The 23,138-nt window shown below is 76.2% G+C and carries 20 protein-coding genes; 10 read left to right on the top strand and 10 right to left on the bottom strand.

The features are described from left to right. On the bottom strand, nucleotides 1-426 hold a 426-nt coding region (locus IE330_RS23345; protein ID WP_190138051.1), incomplete at its 3' end, for an acyl-CoA dehydrogenase family protein. Nucleotides 427-570: 144 nt separating this feature from the next. On the opposite strand from IE330_RS23345, the gene IE330_RS23340 reads away from it, so the two are divergent. The 3 genes from IE330_RS23340 (at nucleotide 571) to IE330_RS23330 (ending at nucleotide 3,240) form a co-directional block, all read left to right on the top strand. Then, complete coding sequence (locus tag IE330_RS23340; protein ID WP_190138050.1) at nucleotides 571-1,755, top strand: thiolase C-terminal domain-containing protein; 1,185 nt, start codon at nucleotides 571-573, stop codon at nucleotides 1,753-1,755. A gap of 151 nt (nucleotides 1,756-1,906) precedes the next feature. Beyond that, nucleotides 1,907-2,572 carry a pyridoxine/pyridoxamine 5'-phosphate oxidase gene (locus tag IE330_RS23335; protein ID WP_190138049.1) on the top strand — a complete coding sequence of 222 codons (666 nt, stop codon included), beginning with the start codon at nucleotides 1,907-1,909 and terminating at the stop codon, nucleotides 2,570-2,572. Next, nucleotides 2,569-3,240, top strand: coding sequence for a GNAT family N-acetyltransferase (locus IE330_RS23330; protein ID WP_229925859.1), 672 nt, complete (start codon nucleotides 2,569-2,571; stop codon nucleotides 3,238-3,240). The genes IE330_RS23335 and IE330_RS23330 overlap by 4 nt, the downstream gene beginning before the upstream one ends. On the opposite strand, the gene IE330_RS23325 is transcribed toward IE330_RS23330, so the two are convergent. Then, on the bottom strand, nucleotides 3,224-4,132 hold the full coding sequence (locus IE330_RS23325; RefSeq protein ID WP_190138047.1) for a GNAT family N-acetyltransferase: 909 nt from the start codon (nucleotides 4,130-4,132) through the stop codon (nucleotides 3,224-3,226). The two genes, IE330_RS23330 and IE330_RS23325, sit on opposite strands and share 17 nt — an antisense overlap. A gap of 337 nt (nucleotides 4,133-4,469) precedes the next feature. Beyond that, complete coding sequence (locus IE330_RS23320) at nucleotides 4,470-4,910, bottom strand: Zn-ribbon domain-containing OB-fold protein (RefSeq protein ID WP_190138046.1); 441 nt, start codon at nucleotides 4,908-4,910, stop codon at nucleotides 4,470-4,472. Between the two features lie 339 nt (nucleotides 4,911-5,249). Here IE330_RS23320 and IE330_RS23315 point away from each other — a divergent pair, with 339 nt between their 5' ends. The 4 genes from IE330_RS23315 (at nucleotide 5,250) to IE330_RS23300 (ending at nucleotide 11,584) form a co-directional block, all read left to right on the top strand. Next, entirely contained in the window at nucleotides 5,250-6,443 is a 1,194-nt protein-coding gene (locus IE330_RS23315; protein WP_190138045.1) for a flavin-containing monooxygenase, read from the top strand. A gap of 574 nt (nucleotides 6,444-7,017) precedes the next feature. After that, nucleotides 7,018-9,237, top strand: coding sequence for an acetate--CoA ligase family protein (locus IE330_RS23310; protein ID WP_190138044.1), 2,220 nt, complete (start codon nucleotides 7,018-7,020; stop codon nucleotides 9,235-9,237). A 782-nt stretch (nucleotides 9,238-10,019) separates the two neighbouring features. Continuing rightward, complete coding sequence (locus tag IE330_RS23305) at nucleotides 10,020-10,817, top strand: enoyl-CoA hydratase/isomerase family protein (RefSeq protein ID WP_373314711.1); 798 nt, start codon at nucleotides 10,020-10,022, stop codon at nucleotides 10,815-10,817. Between the two features lie 74 nt (nucleotides 10,818-10,891). After that, nucleotides 10,892-11,584 (top strand): flavin reductase family protein, encoded by a 693-nt coding sequence (locus IE330_RS23300; protein WP_190138042.1) that lies wholly within the window; start codon nucleotides 10,892-10,894, stop codon nucleotides 11,582-11,584. A gap of 14 nt (nucleotides 11,585-11,598) precedes the next feature. Here IE330_RS23300 and IE330_RS23295 read toward each other — a convergent pair whose 3' ends face one another. Beyond that, a complete protein-coding gene (locus IE330_RS23295) occupies nucleotides 11,599-12,927 on the bottom strand; it encodes an MFS transporter (RefSeq protein ID WP_190138041.1) in 1,329 nt (442 codons plus the stop codon). Between the two features lie 389 nt (nucleotides 12,928-13,316). Between IE330_RS23295 and IE330_RS23290 the strand changes: the two genes are divergently transcribed. Further along, the gene (locus tag IE330_RS23290) at nucleotides 13,317-14,345 is read left to right on the top strand and encodes a GlxA family transcriptional regulator (RefSeq protein ID WP_190138052.1); all 1,029 of its coding nucleotides are present in this window, start codon (nucleotides 13,317-13,319) and stop codon (nucleotides 14,343-14,345) included. On the opposite strand, the gene IE330_RS23285 is transcribed toward IE330_RS23290, so the two are convergent. Further along, complete coding sequence (locus IE330_RS23285) at nucleotides 14,304-15,632, bottom strand: MFS transporter (RefSeq protein ID WP_229925858.1); 1,329 nt, start codon at nucleotides 15,630-15,632, stop codon at nucleotides 14,304-14,306. The genes IE330_RS23290 and IE330_RS23285 overlap by 42 nt on opposite strands. A gap of 272 nt (nucleotides 15,633-15,904) precedes the next feature. On the opposite strand from IE330_RS23285, the gene IE330_RS23280 reads away from it, so the two are divergent. Next, entirely contained in the window at nucleotides 15,905-16,237 is a 333-nt protein-coding gene (locus IE330_RS23280; RefSeq protein WP_190138040.1) for a hypothetical protein, read from the top strand. Between the two features lie 164 nt (nucleotides 16,238-16,401). On the opposite strand, the gene IE330_RS23275 is transcribed toward IE330_RS23280, so the two are convergent. The 3 genes from IE330_RS23275 to IE330_RS23265 are packed head-to-tail and all read right to left on the bottom strand — an operon-like array spanning nucleotide 16,402 to nucleotide 19,682. Continuing rightward, a complete protein-coding gene (locus IE330_RS23275; protein ID WP_190138039.1) occupies nucleotides 16,402-17,451 on the bottom strand; it encodes an alcohol dehydrogenase catalytic domain-containing protein in 1,050 nt (349 codons plus the stop codon). Nucleotides 17,452-17,499: 48 nt separating this feature from the next. Beyond that, nucleotides 17,500-18,705 (bottom strand): acyl-CoA dehydrogenase family protein, encoded by a 1,206-nt coding sequence (locus tag IE330_RS23270; protein WP_190138038.1) that lies wholly within the window; start codon nucleotides 18,703-18,705, stop codon nucleotides 17,500-17,502. A gap of 8 nt (nucleotides 18,706-18,713) precedes the next feature. Beyond that, nucleotides 18,714-19,682 (bottom strand): SDR family oxidoreductase, encoded by a 969-nt coding sequence (locus IE330_RS23265; protein WP_190138037.1) that lies wholly within the window; start codon nucleotides 19,680-19,682, stop codon nucleotides 18,714-18,716. 110 nt (nucleotides 19,683-19,792) lie between these two features. On the opposite strand from IE330_RS23265, the gene IE330_RS23260 reads away from it, so the two are divergent. Beyond that, on the top strand, nucleotides 19,793-20,710 hold the full coding sequence (locus IE330_RS23260; RefSeq protein ID WP_190138036.1) for a cyclase family protein: 918 nt from the start codon (nucleotides 19,793-19,795) through the stop codon (nucleotides 20,708-20,710). Nucleotides 20,711-21,230: 520 nt separating this feature from the next. Here IE330_RS23260 and IE330_RS23255 read toward each other — a convergent pair. Together IE330_RS23255 and IE330_RS23250 are read right to left on the bottom strand one after the other, a co-directional pair. Further along, nucleotides 21,231-21,707: an ATP-binding protein gene (locus IE330_RS23255; protein WP_190138035.1), complete on the bottom strand. Its 477-nt coding sequence runs from the start codon at nucleotides 21,705-21,707 to the stop codon at nucleotides 21,231-21,233. Nucleotides 21,708-22,280: 573 nt separating this feature from the next. Further along, entirely contained in the window at nucleotides 22,281-23,138 is an 858-nt protein-coding gene (locus IE330_RS23250) for an acyl-CoA dehydrogenase family protein (RefSeq protein WP_190138034.1), read from the bottom strand.

Raw genomic sequence — 23,138 nt, 5'->3', positions numbered from 1 at the left:
GCCGTTGCCGCCGGTGAGGCCGAACGCGGTGGCCGGCGCGGCGGCGGCCAGGGCCAGGGCCGCGGTCAGGTCCCCGGCGGCGACGCGGGGCAGCAGCGCGGCGCGTTGCTCCGGCGTGCCGAGGCGCAGCAGCAGGGGCGCGGTGAGCACGGCGGTCGCGAACAGCGGCGAGGGCGCCAGGGCGCGCCCCAGCTCCTCGCTCGCCAGGGCCAGTTCCACCGGGCCGCACCCGACGCCGCCGTACGCCTCGGGCAGCGCGAGCCCGGGCAGGCCGAGCCGTCCGGCGAGGACGTTCCACAGGGCCGTGTCGTACCCGGCGGGCGCCCGCACGGCGGACCTGACGTCACCGGTGGTGCAGCGCTTGGCGACGACCTCGCGCACGGCGCGGCGGATCTCGTCCTGCTCCACGGTGCAGGCGGCGTCCATCGGCGGTCTCCTCCCGGGCGGACAGACACATATCTGACACACCGTCACCCATGACGGCGGGCCGCCATGCTAGGACCGCGCCGGACGGTTGCCCAGGGTTGCGACACGTCCCGTACGGCAGCCATCTGATGTACCGTCAGAAACATGCCGAGCCTCGTGCGCGCCGGAAGCAGGAAGGTGGCCGTCGTCGGTGTCGCCCTCGCCGACTGCGGCCGTGTCGACGGCGTCACGCCCTACGCCCTGCACGCCCAGGCCGCCCGGCGGGCGCTCGCCGACGCCGGGCTCGGCCGGGACGCCGTGGACGGGCTCGCCTCGGCGGGCCTCGGGACGCTGGCGCCCGTGGAGGTGGCGGAGTACCTGGGGCTGCGCCCGCGCTGGGTGGACTCCACCTCGGTGGGGGGCGCCGCCTGGGAGGTGATGGCGGCGCACGCGGCCGACGCCGTCGCGGCCGGGCGGGCGAACGCCGTGCTCCTCGTCTACGGCTCCACCGCGCGGGCCGACGTCAGGGCCGGGCGCCGCACGGGCGACCTGTCCTTCGGGGCACGCGGCCCGCTCCAGTTCGAGGCCCCGTACGGCCATACGCTGATCGCCAAGTACGCGATGGCGGCCCGGCGCCACATGCACGCCTACGGCACCACGCTGGAGCAGCTCGCGGCCGTGGCCGTGCAGGCCCGGGCCAACGCGGCGGCGAACCCCGAGGCGCTGTTCCGCAACCCGATCACCGTGGACGACGTCCTCGGCGGCCCGGTGATCGCGGACCCGTTCACGCGCCTGCACTGCTGCCTGCGCTCCGACGGCGGCTGCGCGGTCCTGCTCGTGGCCGAGGAGCTGGTGCGCGAGTGCGCGCAGCCGCCGGTGTGGGTGCTCGGCTCCGGTGAGCACGTCTCGCACTCCGCGATGTCCGCCTGGGAGGACTTCACCGTGTCCCCCGCGGCCGTCAGCGGACGCCTCGCCTTCGAACGCGCCGGGGTGCGCCCGGCCGAGATCGACCTCGCACAGATCTACGACGCCTTCACGTACATGACGCTGGTGACGCTGGAGGACCTCGGCTTCTGCGCGAAGGGCGAGGGCGGGGCGTTCGTGGAGCGGGGGCGGCTGCTGCGGGACGGGGACCTGCCGACCAACACCGACGGCGGCGGCCTCTCCGCGCAGCACCCGGGGATGCGGGGCCTGTTCCTGGTCGTGGAGGCGGTACGCCAGCTCCGCGGCCGGGCGGGCGAGGGCCGCCAGGTCCACCGGCGCGACGGCACCCTGCCCCGCCTGGCGGTGGCGTCGGGCACGGGCGGCTGGTTCTGCTCGTCGGGCACGCTGGTCCTGGCCCGCGACTGACCATGCGCCCCCGCGCGCCCGGCTCCGGCCCGTCCGTCGTGCGAGGGCGAGCCGGACGGGCCGGAGACGGGGGCGGCGGCGGGTCCTGTGTTCGAGGGGCGAGCCGGGCGGATCGGGGACGGGCACGGCGGTGGGCGGGAAGAATCGGGCCATGACCACGGACCCGTTCCCCGCCCTGCTCAGAGCCCAGAAGGTCTGGGACACCGAGCTCCCGTCCTTCGACCCCGCCACCGCGCCGCGGACACCCGTGGAGCTGTTCCACGGCTGGTTCGCCGACGCCGTGGCGGCCGGTCAGCCCGAGCCGCACACGATGACCCTGGCGACGACGGACGAGGCGGGCCTGCCCGACGCGCGCACCGTCATGCTGCACGGCGCCGACGCCGAGGGCTGGCACTTCGCCTCGCACGCGACCAGCCGCAAGGGCCGCCAGCTCGCCGCCCGGCCGTACGCGGCGCTGCACTTCTACTGGCCCGCCCGGGCCCGCCAGATCCGGCTGCGCGGCCCGGTCGCCACCGCCCCGCACCCCGAGGCGCTCGCGGACCTGCACGCGCGGACGACCGGGGCGCTCGCCGCCGCCCTCGTCGGGCGGCAGAGCGAAGTCCTGCGATCGTACGAGGAGTTGACGCGGGCCTCGGACGCCGCCTGGGACCGGGCGGCGGCGCAACCGGACGCCGACGCGCCGAGCTGGACGCTGTACGTACTGGCCCCCGATGAGGTGGAGTTCTTCCAGGGGGACGCCCGACGGCGGCACGTCCGCCTCAGGTACCGGGCAACGGAACAACAGGGGGGATGGGCGAGGGAGTTGCTGTGGCCGTGACCGAAGGGGAAGGCGCGACGGGAGAGGTACCCGGACGGTCCGGGCGGCGCGAGGGGCCCGAGGGGTCCGGGCGGCCCGGGGTCGAGCTGCGCCCGGCGCGTCCCGAGGACGCCGCGGCCGTCGCGCGGATCTGGCACGCCGGCTGGAGCGACGGCCACCTCGGGCACGTCCCGGCCGCCCTGCTCGCGGTCCGCACCCCGGAGTCGTTCGCGCTGCGCGCCCCGCGCCGCGTCGACGACACGGTGGTCGCGGTCGTGGCCGGACGGATCGCGGGCTTCGTGATGGTCGTCGACGACGAGGTCGAACAGGTCTACGTGGCCGCCGACCACCGCGGCACGGGCGTCGCGCCCGCGCTGCTCGCCGAGGCCGAGCGCGTGGTCGCCGCCAAGGGGCACCGCCGGGCCTGGCTCGCGGTGGTCGACGGCAACGCCCGCGCCCGCCGCTTCTACGAGCGCAACGGCTGGCGCGACGAGGGCCTGTTCGAGTACCTGGCCGCCAGCGACAGCGGCCCGATCCGGGTGCCGTGCCACCGGTACGTGAAGCCGGTCACCTCCCCCGGCGCCGGACTCCCCGGCGCCCGACTCCCCGGCGCCGGTCTCCCGGGAGCCGGTCTCCCCGGGACCGGACTTCCCGGCGCCGGTCTCCCCGGCGTCATCGCCCCGGAGTGAAGGTGAACTGGGCGTAGTCGCGTACGGGCCGGTAGCCGATGCGCCGGTACAGGCCGTTACTGGTGGGGTTGGCGAGGTCGGTGAAGAGCAGCACCTCCCGCGCGCCCGCGGCGAGCGCCGCCCGGCTGACCTCGGCGGTGACGGCGGCCGCGTGGCCCCGGGCCCGGTGCTCGGGCGGGGTGTAGACGGGCGCGACGCGGATCTGGCCCGCGATGAGGCGGGTGGCGCCCGCCATGGACACGGGCGTGCCGTCGGGGGCCTCCCACAGCGTCACGCCGCCGTACGCGAGCCGGGCGTCGGCCCACTCCCCGGGGTCCGTCAGGCGCTCCTGGCCGAGGTCCGCCAGGAAGGCCTGGTGCCAGCGGACGAGCAGCTCCCGGTCCGCGGCGGTGGCGACCCGGGCGGCGCCGGGCGGGGCGGGCTCGGGCGGGGTCAGCTCGCCCAGCCGGTACAGGCGCTGGCGCAGGTTCTCCGTCGCGGCCGCCCCGGTGCGCCGCCGCCAGGCGTCCGCGAAGGCCGTGGCGGTGGCCCGGTCGGACATCACGCCGGGCAGCTCGGGCGACCGGTCGGCCAGCTCCCCGGCCAGGGCGTCGAGGGCGTCGAGGGCATCCGGGCCGCAGGGGCCGTCGCCGGGGGCCAGGGGGCTGACCGCGACCCGGTGCGGCGGCGTCCGCAGGAACGCCCCGCGCACCCGGCCGCCCCGCTCCTCCAGCCAGCCGAGCAGCGGGTCCCCGCCCCCGTACACGTGCGGGCCGCGCGTCCGCAGGGTGTCGGCGACGGTGAGCAGCGCCGTGTTCAGGGCGGGCTCGGCGTGCAGGAAGGGCCGCGCGCGGTCCAGGAACTCGGCGGGGTCGGCGGTCAGGTGCCAGCGGGCGCCCGGGGTCGTGGTCATGCGGCATGCTCTCACCGCCCACGCCGCCCCGACCGCCCGGCCCGGACGGTGGGGAGGGCGGGGCGGCGGCAGCGGCGGAGGCGGTGAAGGCCGGACGGCGAAGGCGGTGGAAGCCGGACGACGGAAGCGGTGAAGGGCGGACGGCGAAGGCGGTGAAGGCCGGACGGCGAAGGCGGCGGAAGCCGGACGACGAAGGCGGTGAAAGCCGGGTGGCGGAAGCGGCGAAAGCCGGACGACGGAAGCGGCGAAAGCCGGGGAGCGAAGGCGACGGAAGCCGGACGACGAAGGCGGCGGAAGCCGAACGGCGAAGGCGGTGAAAGCCGGACGGCGAGGCCCCCTACCGCCCCTCCTCCCCCGCGCCACGCGGCCGGAACACCGGCACCACCACACCCTCCACCGCCTCCCGGAACGCCACCGTCACCGGCATCCCCACCCGCAGCGCGGCGCCGTCGCACCCCACCACCTCGGTCATCACCCGCGGACCCTCCGCCAGGTCCACGACCGCCGCGACGTACGGCACGCGCGCGCCGAACGGGGGCAGGTCGTTGCGGTGCACGACGGACCACGTGTAGAGGGTCCCGTGCCCGCTCGCCCGCTCCCAGGCGACGTCCTCGCTCCAGCAGTACGGGCAGAACTCGCGCGGGTAGTGGTGCGCGCGCCCGCACCCCGCGGCGCGGCACCGGCGGACCAGCAGGTGCCCCGCGGCGGCGGCGTCCCAGTAGGGCCGGGTGAAGGCGTCGGTCTCGGGCAGGTCGAAGCGCGGCCCCGGGGCGGTCACCGGCGCACCGCCGCCGCGCCGACGGACCCCGCGCCCCGCGCGAACCGGCCCTTCTGCCGCGGGCGGCGGCGACGCCCCGGCCGCCCCGGGCCGGGGCCGCCACGGGGAACGGGGAGCCGCGCGGTGCCGCTGTGCCGGACGGTGTCCATGGGGTGCCTTCCCTGTTCGGCGGTGGGGCGGCCTTCCCCGGTCGGCGGGGGCGCGCACCGCTAACTGACGCACCGTCAGTTGAGCGCACCGCTCACCGGGCGCGCAAGGGTCCGTCGTACGTGATCAATTCGCAACCGGTTTCGGACTTGACCGTCACCCATCAAGTGACGGCGTGGTTACCCTCCCGTCATGGCCGACTCGCATTCCCCGCTCACCAGCACCGACCGGCCCCACCCGGACCGGCGAGGACCGGCCCGTCCGGTGTACGTCATCGGCGCCGGCCCCGGTGGCCTCTCCGTCGCCGCCGCCCTGCGCGGCCGCGGCGTACGCGCCGTCGTCCTGGAGCGGTCCGACCACGTCGGCGCCTCCTGGCGCGGCCACTACGACCGCCTCCACCTGCACACCACCCGCCGCCTGTCCGCGCTGCCGGGCCTGGCGATGCCGCGCTCGTTCGGCCGCTGGGTGGCGCGCGACAACGTGGTCAGGTACCTGGAGAAGTACGCCGAGCACCACGACCTGGACGTCGTCACGGGCGTGGAGGTGACCCGCCTGGAGCGCGCCCCGGACGGCGCGGGCTGGCTCCTGCGCGCCACCGGCGGCCGTGCGCTGGCGGGCCGCGCGGTGGTGGTCGCCACCGGCTACAACCACACCCCCCACCTGCCGGACTGGCCGGGCGCCGACTCCTACCCCGGCGAGCTGATCCACGCCTCCTCCTACCGCGCGCCCGGCCCGTACGCGGGCAAGGACGTCCTCGTGGTCGGCGTCGGCAACACCGGGGCCGAGATCGCCGTCGACCTGGTCGAGGGCGGCGCCGCCCGCGTACGGCTCGCCGTGCGCACCGCCCCGCACATCGTGCGCCGCTCCACCGCCGGGTGGCCCGCGCAGCGCTCCGCGATCCTGTGCCGCAGGCTGCCGGTCCCCGTGGTCGACCGGCTCGGGCGCGTGCTGGCCCGCGTCAGCGTGCCCGACCTGTCCGCGCACGGGCTGCCGCGCCCCGCCACCGGCCTGTACTCGCGCGTCCGCGAGGGCGCCATCCCGGTGCAGGACGTCGGCCTGATCGACGCGGTGCGCGCGGGGCGGGTCGAGCCCGTGGCCGCCGTCGAGGCCTTCGAGGACGGCAAGGTGGTGCTGGCCGACGGCAGCCGCGTCGGCCCCGACGCGGTCATCGCCGCCACCGGCTACCGCCGCGCCCTGGAACCCCTCCTCGGCCACCTCGGCGTCCTCGACGCCCGCGGCCGCCCCCGCGTCCACGGCGCCCGCACCGCGCCCGAGGCCCCGGGCCTGTACTTCACGGGCTTCACCAACCCGATCAGCGGGACCCTGCGGGAGCTGCGCCTGGACGCGGGCCGGATCGCCCGGGCGGTGGCCCGGTCGAAGGCGTAGCCCGAGGCCCCGGCCTCCCGGCCTCCGCCGCCTCCGCGGGCCGCGCCGCCCTCGCAGTCCCCGCCGCCTCCATGGGCCGCGCCGCCCGTACGTAACCGGCCACTGTGCCGAGGCGCCCTTGGCAGGGGGCGGATCGTGAGGTTCCGTGGAGGGCGGGGCGCACGGTCCGCCGCGGCCGCCCCACACGCCCCACCGGACGACGTCGCGCCGCCGGACGGAGCCGCGCCGCCCTCCTCCCCGGGCCGCGCCCGCCGCCCACCGCGGTACGCGCGCCCAACGGCGGTACGCGCACGCCCACAGCGGTACGCGCACGCCCACCGCGGTGCGTGCACGCCCACCGGGCTCGGCCCACCGCCCGTCAGGCCGGGTCCGCCGCCCATCGGGCCCGGGCCGCCGCCCGCCGGCTCCGGCCCACCGCCCACCGGACTTTGCCGCCCGCCCCATTCCTGACGGGCCGTCAGTTCAGTAATCTGACTAAGCGTCAATTCTGGGACACACGGGCCGGGCGGCCCTCCGCGCGCCCTCGCCCCACCGTCGCCACCGTCGTCACTGTCACACAGGAGCGGGCGGACCGATGCTTGGATCGACCTACGGCACCTTCACCCCCGACCCCCGCCGCGCACGCGCCGTGGCCTGCGGCAACCTCCCCTCCGCCACCGTCCACGGCCGCGCCGCCGCCGCGGGCGACCTGGACGTGAGCGGCCGCCCGCTGCACGCCGACGTACCCGACCTGGACCGCTTCTTCCGGCCCGAGACCGTCGCCGTCGTCGGCGCGTCGGACGCCGAGGGGCGGCCCAACTCCGGCGTCACCCGCCAACTCGCCGCCTGGGCCGCGCGCGTCGGCGCCCGGCTGTACCCGGTGCACCCCACCCGCCCGGCCGTCCTCGGCGTCCCCTGCGTCCGGTCGGTGGCGGAGCTGCCCGAGCCGGTGGACGTCGCCGCCGTCCTGGTGGGCGACCCGCTGCCCGTGGTCGAGGAACTCGCCGCCGCCAAGGCGCGGTTCGCGGTGGTCTTCGCCTCCGGCTTCGCCGAGACCGGCGCGGCCGGCGCCGCCGCGCAGGACCGTCTTGCCGCCGCCGTCCGCGGCACGGGGCTGCGCCTGCTCGGCCCCAACACCAACCTCAACGCCTTCCAGGAGTTCCGCGCGGACCTCCAAGGGCCCGCCATCGCCCTGCTCACCCAGTCCGGCCACCAGGGCCGCCCCCTCTACGCCCTCCAGGAGCTGGGCATCCGCCTCTCCCACTGGGCGCCCACCGGCAACGAGGCCGACCTGGAGACCGCCGACTTCCTCGCGTACTTCGCCGAGCAGCCGGAGGTCGGCTGCGTCGCCGCCTACGTCGAGGGCCTGAAGGACGGCCGCGCCTTCCTCCTCGCCGCCGACCGGGCCGCCCGGCGCGGCGTCCCCGTGGTCGCCGTCAAGGTCGGCCGCACCGAGACCGGCGCCCGTACGGCCGCCTCCCACACCGGCAAGCTGACCGGCGCCGACACGGTCGTGGACGCGGCGATGCGCCAGTACGGCGTGATCCGCGTCGACGGGCTCGACGAACTCCAGGACACCGCCGCCCTGCTGGCGCGGGCCCGGCCGCCGCGCGCCGACGGCGTCGCCGTCCACTGCATCTCCGGCGGCACCGGCGCGCACTTCGCCGACCTGGCGGCCGCCGCGGGCCTGCGCCTGCCGCGCCTGTCGGAGGCGAAGCAGGCGGAGCTCCACCAGTGGATCCCGCACGACCTGAACGTCTCCAACCCCGTCGACAACGGCGGCCACCCCGTCGGCGACGGGCGCGGCCGGAAGATCATCGACGCGCTCCTCGCCGACCCGGAGATCGGCGTCCTGGTCTGCCCCGTCACGGGCCCGTTCCCGCCGCTGAGCGACAAGCTCGTACGGGACCTGGTCGCGGCGGCCGAGGACACGGACAAGCTGGTCTGCGTCATCTGGGGCTCCCCGGTCGGCACGGAGGACGCCTACCGCACGACCCTCCTCGGCTCCTCCCGCGTCGCCACCTTCCGCACCTTCGCCAACTGCGTCACCGCCGTCCGCGCCTACCTCGCCCACCACCGCTTCACCGCCTCCTACCGCTCGCCCTTCGACGAGGCGCCGCGCACCCCCTCGCCCTCCTTCCGCAAGGCCCAGGCCCTGCTGCGGCCCGGCCACCAGCTCAGCGAGCACGCCGCGAAGCAGCTCCTGCGGGCGTACGGCATCCGCGTACCGCGCGAGCAGCTCGTCACCAGCGCGGCGGCCGCCGTCCGCGCCGCCGGGCAGGTCGGCTACCCCGTCGTCATGAAGGCCTCCGGCGCCCGCATAGCCCACAAGACCGACCTCGGCCTGGTCAAGATCGGCCTCACCTCCGCCAGCCAGGTCCGCGACGCCTACCGCGACCTCACCGACATCGCCCGCTACGAGGACGTCGACCTGGACGGCGTCCTGGTCTGCCAGATGGTGGAGCGCGGCGTCGAGATGGTGGTCGGCGTCAGCCAGGACCCGCTCTTCGGCCCCACGGTGACGGTGGGGCTCGGCGGGGTGCTCGTGGAGGTCCTCCACGACGTCTCCGTCCGCGTGCCACCGTTCGGCGAGGACCAGGCCCGGGCGATGCTCGACGAACTACGGGGGCGGCCGCTTCTGGACGGCGTACGGGGGGCTCCGCCGGGGGACCTGGACGCGCTGGTGGAGGTGGTGCTGCGGGTGCAGCGGATGGCTCTGGAGCTGGGTGGGGCGTTGGCCGAGCTGGAGATCAATCCGCTGGTGGTGCTGGGCCAGGGCGTGGCGGCCTTGGACGCGTTGGTGCGCTGCGCTTGAGGCTGCGGCCCTGCCCTGCCTGCCCTGCCTGCCCTGCCCACCCGCCCACCCGCACGGCCCCACCGGGCAGCCCGGCCCCGACCTTGCGGCTTGCACGCCATCCCCGACCTGCACCGCCGCTCCGCGGCGGATCCTCACCCACCCGCCCACCCGTACCGCCCCCGCTTCGCCCGCCGGGCCCCGGCGCGGAGCGCTGCCCCGCCGTCGCCGTCGTGCTTTCCCACCCGCCCACCCGTACCACCGCACCTGATGGCCCGGCCCCGACCTGGCGGCTCGCACGCCGCCCCCGCCCCACACCCCGCCGCTCCGCGCCGGACCCTCACCCACCCGCCCACCCGTACAGCCCCACCGGGCAGCCCGGCCCCGACCTCGCGGCTTGCACACCGCCCCCGACCTGCACCGCCGCTCCGCGGCGGATCCTCACCCACCCGCCCACCCGTGCCACCACACTTCCCCACCCGGCCCCGACCTGGCGGCTTTCACACCGTCCTCGATTTGTGCCACCGCTTCGCGGCGGATTTCCACCCACCCGCCCACCCGTGCCACCACACCTCCCCACCCGGCCCCGACCTCACCTCACGGCCTGCACGCCGCCCCCGACCCGCACCGCCGGGGGTTTCAGCCCGTCCGGCGTTTGAGGACGAGGCGCGGAGCGCCGATGAGGTCGGGGGTCCAGGGGGCGGAGCCCCATGGTTTCGGGAAAGGGGCGGGACTGGGGCGCACCCCGCGAGGGCCCACCCACCATTCACCCACCCACGGACGGACACCCCATGCCCACGCCCATGGCCACACCCATCCAGCACACCACCACCCACCACGTCACCTGGATCACCCTCGCCAGGCCGGAGGCCAGGAACGCCCTGGCCCCCGCCCACCGCGACCACCTCATCGCGCTGTTCGACGAGGCCTCCGCCGACCCGGCCACCCGGGTCGTCGTCCTCACCGCCACCGGCCCCGCCTTCTGCGCCGGCGCGGACCTGCGCGCCACGCCCGCCACGCCCGCCGCGGGCGAGCGCGTGGCGGGGGACGTGGCCCGTACCATCCGCCGCGGCGCGCAGCGCCTCGTCACCGCCGTCCTGGACTGCGAGAAACCCGTACTCGCCGCCGTGCACGGCACCGCCGCCGGCCTCGGCGCCCACCTCGCCCTCGCCTGCGACCTGGTGCTCGCCGCGGAGTCGGCCGCGTTCGTCGAGGTGTTCGTCCGCCGCGGCCTCGTCCCGGACGGCGCCGGGGCCTACCTGCTGCCCCGCCTCGTCGGCCCGCAGCGCGCCAAGGAGCTGATGTTCTTCGGCGACGCCCTCCCCGCCGCCGACGCCGCCCGCCTCGGGCTTGTCAACCGCGTGGTCCCGGACGCCGACCTGGAGAAGACCGCCCGCGCCTGGGCGGAACGCCTCGCCACCGGGCCCACCCGGGCCCTCGCCCTCACCAAGCAGCTCGTCAACGCCTCCCTGGACGGCGACCGCGCCACCGCCCTGGCCGCCGAGGCGGCCGCCCAGGAGATCACCATGACGACCCGCGACGCCCAGGAGGGCGTGGCCGCCTTCGTGGAACGCCGCACCCCGGTGTACGAGGGCCGTTGAGCCCCGCACGACCGACAGCCGCAGAGTCCGCCAGGTTCCGATCTGACGAGGTGTCAGTTTTAATGGGAGGCGTGATGGGACACGCCGCAATGGCCGCCACCGTGGTCCGCTACCTCCGGTCGTCCGGCGCCCCGGACACGGCGCCACCGGTGGCCCACGCCCCCGCCCCGGGCCCCGCCCCCGGAGCCGCCGCAGATGCCGGTGGCGCCGCGGGCCCCACCCCCGTGGGGGCCCACGGCCGCCACCGCCCCCGGCTGCGCGCCGTCCGCGAGGACGAGCGCGCCCCGCTGGACCCGGCCGTGTTCCGCCGCGTCCTCGGGACCTTCGCCACCGGCGTCACCGTCGTCACCGCGCCGGGCGGCCCCGGCCGCGCCCCCGCGGGCTTCGCCTGCCAGTCGTTCTCGTCCCTCTCCCTCGACCCGCCGCTGGTCTGCTTCATGGTCGGCCGGGCGTCCACGACGTGGCCCCGCATCGCCCGCGCGGGCGTCTTCTGCGTGAACGTCCTCGGCGCGGACCAGGCGGAGCTGTGCCGCGCCTTCGCGGTCAGCGGGGCGGACAAGTTCGCGGGGGTCGAACACGACGCGGCCCCCGTCACGGGCTCCCCGCGCCTCGCGGGAGCGATCGCCTGGATCGACTGCGCCGTCCACGCCGTGCACACGGGCGGCGACCACCTCATCGTGGTCGGCCGGGTCGAGGCCCTGGACGCCCCGCGCGAGGGGGCGCGCCCGCTGCTCTTCCACCGCGGCTCCTTCGGCGTCGGCGGCTGACACGACCGCGGGGTTCAGGCGGCCGGTTCCGCCTCCCGGCCGCCGCGCCGGATCACCAGCGCCATCAGCGCGGCCGCCGCGCACAGGCCCCCGGAGGCGTACCACACCACGTCGTACGAGCCGAAGACGTCCCGGGCCACCCCGCCCAGGAACGCCACCACCGCCGCACCGACCTGGTGCGAGGCCAGCACCCAGCCGAAGACGATGGCGCTGTCCGCCCCGTAGTGCTCCCGGCACAGGGCCAGCGTGGGCGGCACGGTGGCCACCCAGTCGAGCCCGTAGAAGACGATGAAGAAGATCATCGGTACGTGCACACCGGGCGCGAGCAGCATCGGCAGGAAGAGCAGGGAGACGCCGCGCAGGGCGTAGTAGACGGCGAGGAGGCGGCGCGCCTCGAAGCGGTCCGTGAGCCAGCCGGAGGCGATCGTGCCCACCACGTCGAAGACCCCGATGACGGCCAGCAGCGAGGCCGCGGCGGTCACCGGCATCCCGTGGTCGTGCGCCGACGGCACGAAGTGCGTACGGATCAGCCCGTTCGTCGACGCCCCGCAGATCGCGAACGAGCCCGCGAGCAGCCAGAACGGCCCCGTCCGCGCGGCGTCGAGGAGCACCCGTACGGCGCGCGCGGCGGCGCCCCGCGCCGGTTCCGGCCTGGGTGTGAACTCGCCGCCGTACGGGGCGAGTCCGACGTCCGCCGGGTGGTCCCGCAGCAGCAGCCACACGAACGGCACCACGGCGAGCGCCGCGAGGGCGACCGTCACGGACGCGGGCCGCCACCCGTGCTCGTCCACGATCCACGCGCACAGCGGCAGGAAGACGAGCTGCCCGGAGGCGCCCGCCGCGGTCAGGATGCCGGTGACCAGGCCGCGCCGCGCGACGAACCAGCGGTTGGTGACGGTCGCGGAGAAGGCGAGCGCCATGGAGCCGGTGCCGAGGCCCACCAGGAGGCCCCAGTAGAGCATGAGCTGCCAGCTCGCGGTCATCCACACGCTGAGCAGCGCGCCCGCCGCGACCAGGCTGAGCGCGGACACGACGACCCTGCGGATGCCGAAGCGGTCCATGAGCGCGGCGGCGAACGGCGCGGTGAGCCCGTACAGCGCCATGTTGATGGAGACGGCGAGCCCGATCTCGCCCCGGGACCAGGCGAATTCGTCGTGCAGCGGGTCGATGAGCAGCCCGGGGAGCGAGGCGAAGGCGGCGCCGCCGATGATCGTCACGAAGGTGACGGCGGCGACGAGCCAGGCGCGGTGGATCCGGGGCCCCCGGCGCGCCGGGCGGGAGCCGGGCCGCGCGCCGTCCCCGCGTACGGACGTCTCGGTTGTCTGGGTCACGTCAGCCAGCATCCGGCCGGGGGGCACCGTGATCGAGCGGCCCGAGGGACAGCGTTCGCTAGGATCGGGCCATGGCCGCCGCAGACCGGAAAGCCGCCCGCCACAACGCTTCCGACCGGGACGACACCGCCCGCCGCAATGCCGCCGACCGGGATGCCACCGCCCGCCGCCACGCTTCCGGCCGGAACGCCACCGCCGGCCGCAGCGCCGCCGACCGGGACGACACCCGGCGTCGGAGCGCCCGGGGCCGGGACCACGGCGCGGTCGGCCGCGACGGCAGCGCGATCGACCGTGACGGCCCAGCGAGCAACCGCCACGGCAGCGCGAGCGACCACGACCCGAACCCCGAGGCCTCGGTCCGCCCGGCCGTGGACGCTCGGCACCGGGTCGTCGTCCTGATCATGGACGGTGTCATCCCGTTCGAACTGGGCATCCCGCAGCGCATCTTCGGCCGTGCCAAGGACACCGCGGGGCGGGGCTTCTACGAGGTCGTGACCTGCTCGGTGCGCCCGCCGGGCCCGGTCCGCACGGACGCCGACTTCGAGATCCTCGTCGAGCACGGGCCCGAGGCGCTCGCCACGGCCGACACGGTCGTGGTGCCCGCCTCCTACGAACTGGGGCCGGTCTACGAGGAGGGCCGCCTGACCGACGACCTCGCCGCCGCCCTCGCGCGCGTACGCCCGGGCACCCGCCTCGTCTCGATCTGCACCGGCGCCTACGTCCTGGCCGCCGCGGGCCACCTGGACGGCCGCCCCGCGACCACGCACTGGTGGCACGCGGAGCACTTCCAGCGGCTCTTCCCGAAGGTCCGGGTCGACGCGGACGTGCTGTTCGTCGACGACGGAGACGTGCTCACCTCCGCCGGCGTCGCGGCGGGCCTCGACCTGTGCCTGCACCTGGTGCGCCGCGACCACGGGGCCGCCGTCGCCAACGAGGTCGCCCGCACCACCGTGGTCCCGCCGCACCGCGACGGCGGCCAGGCGCAGTACATCCTGCGGCCCGTGCCGGAGCCGCGCCTCGCGACGACGTCCGCCGCGCGGGCGTGGGCCCTGGACCGGCTGCACGAGCCGCTGCGACTGCGCGACCTGGCCGAGCGGGAGGCGCTGTCCGTCCGCACCTTCACGCGCCGCTTCCGCGAGGAGGTGGGCGTCAGCCCCGGCCAGTGGCTCACCCGCCAGCGCGTCGAGCGGGCCCGCCACCTCCTGGAGTCCACCTCCCTGTCCGTGGACCGGATCGCCCGCGAGTCCGGCTTCGGCACGGCCCAGTCCCTGCGCCAGCACCTCCAGGCCGCCCTGGGCGTGACCCCGACGGCCTACCGCCGTACGTTCAGCTCCGCCCAGGGCCCGCGTACGGAGCCGGGCGGGCCGCCGGGGAACGGGCCCGAGGCCTCAGGAGTGGCGGGCGGGGCCGGTGGGGTCGGCGCCCGGTGACGGGGCGGGGGGACCGTCGGCCGGGGAGGCGTCGCCCGGGGACGCGTCGTCCAGGCCACCGGAGGGCCGCCCTTGGCCGGCCGGAGCCGCGTCCGGGCCGCCGGAGTACTGCACGGGCACGGGCACGCGCCGCGCGGGCCGCAGCTCCGTCAGGGTCCCGACCAGCGTGAGCACCACGGTCAGGCCCACCCCGGCCAGGATCGCCGTCGACGGCGCCACCACCCTCAGCAGGCCCCCGGCCAGGGCCCCGGTGACCGCGTAGCCCGCGCCGACGGCCGCGTACATCACCGAGTACCCGGCGGCCAGCACGCTCGGCGGCAGCACCTCCCGCAGGGTCAGGTTCCGCGAGAGCATGACGCCCGCCTGGAGGACGCCCGCGCAGAGGAGCCCGGTCGTGAGGGCCGCGGTGCCCGGCAGCACGGCGACGGCCGCCACGCAGCCGTTGACGGCCAGCATCAGCACGAGGCTCTGCGTCCGCAGCCGCCCCGGCCAGGCCCGCAGGCCGTACACGAACGCCCCCACCGCCGAGCCGATCGCGAACCCCGCGAGGAGCGGTCCCGCCAGGCCGACGGGCAGGCCGCGCTGTTCGAGGAGCGCGGGCAGCACGAGTTCGGCCAGGGCGAGCAGTGACATCCCGGCCGCCCCGGTCACGTACACCGGCCAGGCCCTGGCCATGATCCGCAGCATCGGTTCGCCGTCGCGGTCGGACTCGTCGGCCTGCCAGCCCGCGGGCAGCAGCCACAGCCCGGCGACGGAGGCCGCCATCACGGCGGCGGCGAGCAGCAGCGGCACCCGTGGCGCGACCCCGAGCGCCAGCGCGGTGACGGCGGCGGGACCGGCGGCGAAGACGCCGAACACCAGCATGGACTCGGCGGACAGCGCCTGCGCCGCGGCCCGCTCGGGGACGAGGCTGTTGAGCAGCGCGCGCAGGCCGCCCGGCACGGCGGCCGGGGCCGCGCCCGCGAGGAAGGCCAGCGCGGCGAGCACGGCGGTGTGCGCCTGCGGCAGCGCGCCGAGGCCGGCGTAGCCGAGGGCGCCCACGGCGAGCCCGGCGGCGAGGTGCGGGCGGGCCCGCTCGGCGCGCATCCGCATCGCGAGCAGCGGGGCGCCGACCACCTCTCCGACCACGTAGGCGACGGCGAGCAGCGCGCCCAGGCTGTAGCCGCCCTCCCGCTCCCGTACGAGGAAGACGAGCGCGAGCGGCGCCATGGCCACCGGCGCCCGCGCCCCCACCGCCACAGCGGCCCACGTCGCCGTCCGCCGGGACACGACCTCGCGATAACCCATGCGCCAGACGCTAAGCCACCCCCTTCACACCCCGCCTCCGAATTCCCCCAGACCCCCCGGGCCCCCAGACCACCCCGGCCCCTGACCGCTTCTGGCCCGCTTCCCCATCTGTCCGCGCCAGCCGCCCGGAACCGACCCTCCAATACCGCCAAGCCGCCGTCACCACCGCCACCACCACCAAAAGGCCACCCCTTTCACAGCACACGGACCATCACGGCCACGGTGGAATACACCGCGAGCACCGCCAGGGCCGCATGCTAGAAAGGTGAGCCATGGCCACGTCCGAACGGGTTCGGGAAGAACTCGGCAAACGGCTCCTCGGGGCGCAGCAGGAATGGCCCGGCTTCTCCATCGACGTACGGGAAATGCGCGTGCCGGAGGTCTCGCCCCGGCTGCTCGTGGCACTCGACGTCCGCGCCCGGGGCGAATCGTGGCGGGTGTCCCTCGATTACCAGGGGCAGGAGGCGAGTCTCGTCAGCGGCGACCTGACCGACGAGACCGCGGAATACCTCGCGCTCCTGGTGCGCACCCACCTCTTCGAGTGGTGGCACACCAAGGACACCGAGAAGGCGTCCCGGCGCAAGGGGACACGGCTCCCGCAGTGACACCCGGGGGTCCAGCAGCGACAGCGGGGGTCCAGCAGTGGCAGCGGGGCGGCGCACGCACACGCGCCGCCCCTGCCGTGCCGCCCTCCCCCGCCCTGAGGGGCCCGGCGACGCGGCCATCGGCCCCGGGCCCGGTTTCCGCCCCCAGCCCTCGGAACCGGCTCTCAGAACACCACCACCCCCCGCGCCACCCGCCCCGCCTCCGCGTCCGCCCGTGCCCGCGCGAACTCCCCCACCTCGTACGTCCGCGTCACCAGCTCGTCCAGCAGCAGGCGCCCCGCCAGATACAGCTCCGCGTACAGCGCGAAGTCCCGCTGCGGGCGCCCGGCACCGTACCGGCAGCCCAGGATCGACTTGTCCAGGAACAGCGAGGACACGGCGAACGAGGCCTCCGCCCCGGCGGCCGGCATCCCCAGGAGCACCGCCTGGCCGTGCCGGTCCAGGACGTCCACGGCCTGCCGGACCAGGTCGACGCGGCCCACGCACTCGAAGGCGTGGTCCGCCCCGGTGGGCAGGACGCCGGTGACGTCCGCCACCGACGTCAGGAAGTGCGTCGCGCCGAACCGCCGGGCCGCCGCCTCCTTCTCCGGGTTCGCGTCGACGGCCACGACCGGCCGGGCCCCCGCGAGCCGCGCGCCCTGCAGCACGTTGAGCCCGACGCCGCCGGCGCCGATCACGACGACGGAGTCCCCGTACGCGACCCGCGCCCGGTTCAGCACGGCGCCGACGCCGGTGACGACCGCGCAGCCGATCAGGGCCGCCGAGGTCAGCGGGATCTCCTTGGGGACACGTACGGCCTGGACGGCGCGGACGAGGGTGCGCTCGGCGAAGGCGGAGACCGCCGCGAACTGGTACAGCGGGTCGCCGCCCCGGGTGAACGGCTGCCGGGGCGCCCCGATCGCCTTGCGGCACATGGTGGGCCGCCCCCGGTGGCACTCCGCGCACGCCCCGCAGTTGGCGATCGTCGACAGGGCCACGTGGTCACCGGCGGCGACGTGCGTGACGCCGGGACCCACGGCCTCCACCACGCCCGCGCCCTCGTGCCCGAGCACCACCGGCGCCGGGAACGGGATCGTCCCGTCGAGCACCGACAGATCGCTGTGGCACAGCCCGGCCGCCGCCACGGCCACCAGCACCTCGCCCGGCCCCGGCGCGCGTACCTCCAGGTCGTCGACGACCTCCGCGCCGCGCCCGTCGAACACCACCCCTCTCATCGCGCACCCCGTCCGCGCGCACGTCCCGCACCGGCCATCGCGCACCCCTCACCGAGGCCCCCGGGCCTCTCTCGGCAGGCCGAGCACCCGCTCGGCGATGATGTTCCGCTGGATCTCGTCCGAGCCGCCGTAGATCGTGTCGGCGCGCGAGAAGAGGAAGAGCCGCTGGGCCGCGTCGAGCCGGTAGGGGTCGTCCGCGGACCAGTCGCCGGGCCCGGCCGCGCCGCGCGCCCCGCGCACCCGCACCGCGAGCCGCCCCAGCCGCTGGTGCCACCCGCCCCACAGCAGCTTCGCCACACTGGGCGCGCCCGGGTCGCCGCCGCCGAGGGTGCGCAGCGCGTTCCACCGCATGACCCGCAACTCGGCCCACAGCTCGGCCAGTTCCGTACGGACGACCGGGTCGTCGGCGGCGCCGCCGCGCACGGCCTGGCGGGCCACGTCCGCCAGCTCGGCGGCGAAGGCGATCTGCTGGGCGAGCGTCGACACGCCCCGCTCGAAGCCCAGCAGCCCCATCGCGACCCGCCAGCCGGCGCCCTCCCCGCCGACGACGTGGGCGGCGTCCGCGCGCGCCCCGTCGAAGAACACCTCGTTGAACTCGGCCGTGCCCGTGAGCTGCCGGATCGGCCGCACCTCGATCCGGCCCGGCTGGTCCATCGGCACGAGCAGGAACGACAGGCCCTCGTGCCGCCGCGCCCCCGGCGGGCCGGTGCGCGCGAGCACGAAGCACCAGTCGGCCTCGTGGGCGAGCGACGTCCACACCTTCTGGCCGCTGATCCGGTACGCGTCCCCGTCGCGCTCGGCGACCGTCCGCACCCCGGCCAGGTCGGAGCCCGCCCCCGGCTCGCTGTAGCCCTGGCACCACAGGGCCTCCCCGCGCGCGACGGGCGGCAGGAACGCGTCCTTCTGCTCCTGGGTCCCGTACGCGAGGAGCGTCGGCGCGAGCAGCTTCTCGCCGATGTGGCCCACCCGTCCGGGCGCCCGCAGCCGCGCGTACTCCTCGGCCCACACGACCTGCTGCGTGAGCGTCGCCGTCCGGTTCCCGTACGCGCCCGGCGCCGTGTCCCACCCGATGCCGATCCACCCGCCGCGCCCCAACTCCCGCTCCCAGGCCCGGCGTACGTCCATCCGCTCGTGCTCGCCGCCGGGTCCGCCGTGCCCCGCGGCGGCCGCGTAGGCGCCGGTGAGGTGCTCGGCCAGCCACTCCCGCGCCCGCGCCCGGAACGCCTCGTCCTCGGGGCCGGGTCCGAAGTCCACGGCGGGCCCTAGGCGCCGGGGCCCGCGGGACCCGGCCGGGCGTCGGCGGCCGCCCTCGGCGCGGGCCCCGCGTTCGGGCGGGCCCCGTCCGCCGCGGCCCTCGCCGCCGCCTCCACCCGCGCGAGCAGGGGCATCGGGTCGCTGCCCACCGTCCCGGGCAGCACGTCCGCGATCCGCTCCGGGGTCCAGCCGCCGTCGGCGTACGCGGCCCGCAGCTCGCGCGGCTGCGCCCACACGGCGATCTTGGGTCCGGCGACGGTGTACACCTGCCCGGTGATCCGCTCCCGCCGCGCCCGGTCGCTCAGCAGGTACACCACCAGCGCCGCGACGTCCTCGGGCTCGCCGATCTCCGTGAGCTCCATGGGCACCTGCGCGGACATGCGGGTCCGGGCCACCGGCGCCACCGCGTTGGCGGTCACCCCGTACTTGTGCAGGCCGAGCGCCGCGCTGCGCACCAGCGAGATCACCCCGCCCTTGGCGGCGCTGTAGTTGGCCTGCGAGACGGAGCCCTGGTGGCTGCCGCTGGTGAAGCCGACGAGGGTGCCGGAGCGCTGCTCGCGCATCACGGCGGACGCGGCCCGGAAGACGGTGAAGGTGCCCTTGAGGTGGGTGGCGAGGACGGGGTCCCACTCCTCCTCGGTCATGTTGAACAGCATCCGCTCCCGCAGGATCCCGGCGACGCACACCGCCCCGTCGAGCCGCCCGTACGCGGACAGCGCCGTCTCGACGACGCGCCGGCCGCCCGCCATGGTGGAGACGTCGTCGGCGACGGCCACGGCTTCGCCGCCCGCCGCCGCGATCTCCTCGGCCACGGCCCGCGCCACCCGGCTGGTGGGCTCGGCGCCCGCGACGGACACCCCGTAGTCGTTGACGACGACCCGGGCGCCCTCGGCCGCGGCGGCGAGCGCGACGGCCCTGCCGATGCCGCGCCCCGCGCCCGTCACGGCCACCACCTCGCCTGCCAAGAAGTTCCCCACACCGGCCCCCTCCCGCAGTATCTGACGGACCGTTAGATTTTAGGGCCCGTCGGTCGCGGTGACACAAGCCCCGGGGAGGCCCCATGTCGGCGTCAGGCACACATCCGCCCATGCCGCCGGCGTTTCACGAGATCGCCCGGCGCGTCAACAACTGGGGCCGCTGGGGCGCCGACGACGAGCTGGGCACCCTGAACCTGATCACCGACGGCGTGGCGCGCGCGGCCGCCGCCACCGTGCGCACCGGCCGCCGCGTCCCGCTCGCGCTGCCGCTGCGCCACGACGGCGTCCAGACGGGCCTGATCCCGGGCCGGGTCAACCCGCTGCACACCATGACGCAGGTCAACCGGCGCCTCGGCCCCGGCCCGGTCGCCACCAGCGACGACACGGTGGTCATGGGGCTCCAGGCGGCCACCCACTGGGACGCGCTGCCGCACGTCTCGCACTCGGGCCTGCTCTACAACGGCCGCCCCGCCGACACCGTGACGGCCCACCGGGGTGCCCGCTTCGCCGGCATCGACAAGGTCCCGCACCTCCTCACGCGCGGCGTCCTGCTCGACGTGGCCCGCGCGCGGGGCGTGGACAGGCTGCCGGGCGGCCACGCGGTCACGCCCGAAGACCTGGACCGGGCCGAGGAGTTCGGCCGGGTGGCGGTACGCGCCGGGGACGTCGCCCTCGTCCGCACCGGCCACATGGCGGTGTACCTGGCGGGCGACCGGGACGCGTACGCCCATCCGTCGCCGGGACTCTCGTACCGTACGCCGGAGTGGTTCCACGCGCGGGACGTCGCGGCGGTCGCCAACGACACGCTCACCTTCGAGGTCTTCCCGCCGGAGATCGAGGGCCTGTGGCTGCCGGTGCACGCCCTGCACCTGGTGGAGATGGGCATGCTCCAGGGCCAGAACTGGAACCTCGAAGAGTTGTCCACAGCCTGTGGAGAAGAATCCCGCTACAGCTTCCTGCTGGCCGCGACGCCCGAGCCGGTCACGGGCGCGACGGGCGCGCCGGTGGCTCCGGTCGCGGTCCTCTGAGTCGTGGGCCTTCGGAGTCGTGGGCCTCTGATGCACGGGCCTCTCAGCCAGTGACCTCTGTGCCTCGGGCCCCTTCCCCCGGGTCCCGTTCGGAGTTCGGGTGGCGGCGCGTCGGCGCCTGCCCCTGTCGCGTGTCCGCGCGCCGCCATCCGCTCCGGCGTACGAGCCCCGCCCCCCTGGTGCCCTGAAGGAGCGCGACGCCGAATCGCGACCCGCACCTCGCCAAGGACCGGGCCACAGGCGCCACCGTCCCTCGGCGTCCCCTCGCGGCGAATCGCTGCACTCAAGCGTGATCAGCCGGACACGCTACGTCAACACCCGCTCGGGAATTTATGCCCTATGCCGGTTTTGCTCCGCCCGCGCACGGCCGCGCACAGGGGCACAACACGGCGCACGCGCCGACATGACGGGGGGCACGGCCGGCACGGGACGGCGAGGACCGGCCGGTTCGGCCCGTCCGGCGTCCGAGAGCGAGGCGCGGAGCGCCGACAGCGGGGGTTCGGACCCACCGCGTCCCGGGTCAGTGGACCCCGAGCGCGACACCCTCGTGGGCGGGGTGCCGGAACGCCGCCCCCCGGGCGGGGGGCGGCGCCTCACACCGGTCCACCTCGCACCAGATCCGCTTGCCGCTCCCCTCGTGCTGCCAGCCCCACCGGTCCGCGAGCCCGTCCACCAGCTCCAGGCCGCGGCCGTTCGTCTCGTCCCGCTCCGCGTGCCGCTGCCGCGGGGGCCGCGCGCTGCGGTCGGCGACCTCGACGCGGACGGTGCCGGGCTCGCTCGCGGGCACCCCGGGGAGCAGCATGCGCAGGACGGCCGGACAGCCGGTGTGTACCACGGCGTTGGTGACGAGCTCAGAGATCAGCAGGATCAGCGTCTCGGCCACGGGCTCGTCGGCCGCTATGCCCGACCCCGCGAGCCGCGACCGCGCCCATCTGCGTGCCCGGCCCACTTCCGCGGGGTCCGGCCCGACTTCTAGCTGAACTTGAAGCACCTGCACCGCTCACACCATCCGAACCGGCGGACACATCGCCTCGCGACTCCTCAGGGTCACGGAACGTGAGCCCCTCGGAAGCCAGCATGGTTGACGTACAGTCACCCCAACAAGCGCTTCGGGCATATTCCAGCGCGAAGGAGTACGCGTACGGCATACTGTGCGACGCGCGCCGCGGGGGGTCGAACAGGTCGGCGCCCGGCCGTGTCCTGTCCGGCGAGCGGCGGGCGTTACCAGGCACGGAGGGCCCTCGGGGGCTGCTCCGGCACGGTTCGGCCTCAGGACCACTCGCATCTCACACAAGGTACCGGAGCCGGGCACCGACTCCGCGTCGCGACGAGTCACGCAAAGGACACAACCCGGTATCGACGTTCCGTAGCCTCACGGGCGTTCGGCATTTCTCACGTCGATCACACTCATGGTCAGCTCTGCGTGACGATGCCATCCCATCCAGCGACGCACGCCCCATAAGGCGACGCCCGCCCCGCAAAGTGCCGCACACACCACCAACCACGCACACCTCGCCAACCCCCCACACCCCCTCAACCACTGTCACGCCGCCCCCTCAAGGCCGCGCCGTCACAGCGCGGCGGCCAGCTCCTCCTCCGCGCGCGCCGCCGTCGTGCCGAGCCGGGCGCGCACCCAGGCCCGCTTGAGGTGCAGGTGCACGTCGGCCTCCCAGGTGAAGCCCATGCCGCCGTACACCTGGAGGCAGTCGCGGGCGTTGCGCACGGCGGCGTCGTCGGCCAGGAGCTTGGCCGCGACGGCCTCGCGCGGGTCGCCGGTGACGGCGGCGGCGTACACCGCGGCGCGGGCCGGCTCGGTGCGGACGAGCAGCTCGGCGCAGAGGTGCTTGACGGCCTGGAACGCGCCGATGGGCTGCCCGAACTGCTCGCGCTCACCGGCGTATCGGACCGCGGCGTCGCGGGACGCGCAGGCGGAGCCGAGCTGTTCGGCGGCGAGCAGCAGCGAGACGTCCGGGCCGTCCTCCCGGCGGCCGGGGACGCGGTGCAGCGGGGTGAGCGGGTCCACGGAGCGCAGGGGCTCGGCCGCGGTGACGTCGCCGCGCACCACGTCGGCCTCGGCGAGCCAGGGCACGAGCGTCCCGGACACGGCGGTCACGACGGTCTCGCCGGTGGCGGCGCCCTCGACGTCACCGGCGGCGAGGAACGTCGCGACCAGCGGCCCGGGCAGCAGCGCCCGCCCCGCCTCCTCGAACACCAACACCGCCTCGGCCGCGCCCTGCCCGAGCCCGCCGCGCGCCTCGGGCACGCACAGCGCGAAGAACCCGGCCTTCCCGAGGGCCCGCCACAGCTCCCGGTCCAGGCCGGGCGCGTCCACGGCGGCCCGCAGCGCGTCCCGCCCGAACCGGGCCCGCAGGATCTCCCGGAACCCGTCGCGCAACGCGCGCTGGTCGGCGCTCAGTTGGAAGTCCAC

Source organism: Streptomyces longispororuber, from assembly GCF_014656095.1.
GTDB classification, from domain to species: Bacteria; Actinomycetota; Actinomycetes; order Streptomycetales; family Streptomycetaceae; genus Streptomyces; species Streptomyces longispororuber.
This window is presented reverse-complemented; position numbering and strand designations above follow the sequence as displayed.